Source organism: Kitasatospora sp. NPDC091257 (genome assembly GCF_044757675.1).
GTDB classification, from domain to species: Bacteria; Actinomycetota; Actinomycetes; order Streptomycetales; family Streptomycetaceae; genus Kitasatospora; species Kitasatospora lactacystinica.
On sequence record NZ_JBIVVI010001394.1, the window covers coordinates 1 to 2137 of the forward strand.

At 73.5% G+C, this 2137-nt stretch carries 2 protein-coding genes; both read right to left on the reverse strand.

Going from position 1 to position 2137, the window contains the following annotated elements:
- Positions 1-697, reverse strand: a 697-nt coding sequence (mca, locus tag ACIQOV_RS38635) for a mycothiol conjugate amidase Mca (protein WP_401055481.1), incomplete at its 3' end; no start/stop codon positions are given.
- A gap of 40 nt (positions 698-737) precedes the next feature.
- The coding region (locus ACIQOV_RS38640) for an MDR family MFS transporter (protein ID WP_401055483.1) at positions 738-2137 on the reverse strand (1400 nt) is incomplete at its 5' end.

The window sequence follows — 2137 nt, forward strand, 5'->3', positions numbered from 1 at the left end:
TCCAGCTGGGCGAGCACCACGTCGGCGTGGCCCAGCAGGATCTCCCCGGCGGCGGGGTGTCGGGCCAGCCGGCGAGCAGCTCGCCCATCCCCGAGGGGACGCCCCGTTCCGTCATGGCCTCGTGCAGGGCCCGGAACCAGGCCCGGGAGAGCGCCAGGTGGTAGTAGAGCTTGGACACCTGCCAGGGCTCGCCCGGCCCGGGATCGTGCTCCGGGTCGGCGGCGGCTTCGACGGCCGCCACCGTGACCCGGTGGGTCATCACGTGGTCCGGGTGCGGGTAGCCGCCGGTCTCGTCGTAGGTGATCACCACCTGCGGGCGGAACTCCCGGATCAGTGCGACCAGCGGCGCCGCCGCGAGCTCCACCGGCCGGGCGGCGAAGCAGCCCTCGGGAAGGGGTTCGTCCGGGCCGGGCATCCCGGAGTCGACGAAGCCGAGGAACCGCTGGCGCACACCGAGGATCTCCCGGGCGGCCGCCATCTCCTCGCGCCGGACGCGGGCGATGTCGGCCCGGACCTCGGGCCGGTCCATGGCCGGGTTGAGCACCGAGCCGCGCTCGCCGCCGGTGCAGGTGGCGACCAGGACGTCCACGCCCTCGGCCGCGTACCGGGCGAGGGTGGCCGCACCCTTGCTGGACTCGTCGTCGGGGTGCGCGTGGACGCTGAGCAGGCGAAGGCCGTCGGGGTGACGGATGGACACGGGTGCCTCCAGGTCTGGGTGGTCGGGAGCCGGCCGGTGGTCAGCCGGATCGGCGGGTGTTCGGGTAGAGCAGCGCCGGAGCGATGGCGAGCGCGGACAGGGCCAGCACCCACCAGAAGGTCTCGCCGAAGGCCGCACCCGGCCGGCCCGGGTGCCCGTCCTGCGCCTGTTGGAGCGCCAGCGTCAGCACCGCCGTGCCGAGCGCCCCGCCCACCCGGTTCAGCACGTTGACCGCACCCGCCGCCGCCGGCACCTGGTCCTTCTCGACGCTCCCGTACACCACTGCCAGGCCGGGGATCGCGATCATCCCCATACCCGCGCCGCGCAGTGCCAGCGAGCCGGCGATCAGCCAGGCGGCCGGTTCGGAGCCGCTGCCCAGCTGGGTGAACGCGATCGTGCCGACCAGGGAGCAGCCGATGCCGATCATGATCAGCGGACGCGGCGCGATGCGGTCGGTCATCCGGGCGGCCAGCATGGCGGTGACCGCCGTGCCGAGGGCCTGCGGCGCCAGCAGCAGACCGGCCTCCACCGCGCCGGCGTGCTTCACCTGCTGGTAGTAGAGCGGCACCAGGAACATCGAGCTGTAGAGCGCGGCGCCCTGCAGGAAGCTGTTCGCCGTCGCCACGCTGAAGCCGCGCCGGGCGAACAGCCGCAGGTCGATCAGCGGCGTCCGGACGCCCCCGCGCCCCACCCGCAGCGCGTACCAGCCGTAGGCCGCCACCAGCACCGCGCCCGCCGCCAGAGCGACCCAGCCGGCCGTTGCGCCGTCACCGATCGTCGCGAGCCCGTAGACCAGCCCGGTCAGGCCGGGCGAGAGCAGCACCAGACCGGTCACGTCCAGCCGGGGCTTCGGTGCGTCCGACGTCTCGTCGGACGGCAGCCAGCGGGCGGCGAGCAGCAGGATCACCAGCCCCACCGGCACGTTCAGCAGGAACATCCAGCGCCAGTCGAAGTGCTCCAGCACCAGCCCGCCGAGGATCGGCCCCAGGACCGGGGCCAGGCTGATCGGAAGCATCAGCGTGCCCATCACCCGCCCGACCCTGGACGGCCCGGCCGCTTGTATGATGATCGCCTGGCCGAGCGGTTGAATCATCCCGCCGCCGATCCCCTGCAGCACCCGGAAGGCGATCAGACTGCCCGTCGACCAGGCCAGGCCGCACAACGCCGATCCGAGCACGAACAGGACGACCGAGGCGAGCCACGCCCGCCGTCCCCCGAAGCGGCCGGCGGCCCAACCCGAGAGCGGCATGGTCAGCGAGATCGCCAGCAGGTATCCCGTGGCCACCCACTGCATCTCCGCGATCGAGCCGTGCAGATCGCGCCCGACGGAGTCGATGCCGACGTTGACGATCGTGCTGTCCAGCAGCGCGAGCACCGGCCCCAGCGCGAGCACCCCGCCCATCTTCCACAGGCCCGGCGGAATCGGCTCCGGCTCCCCCT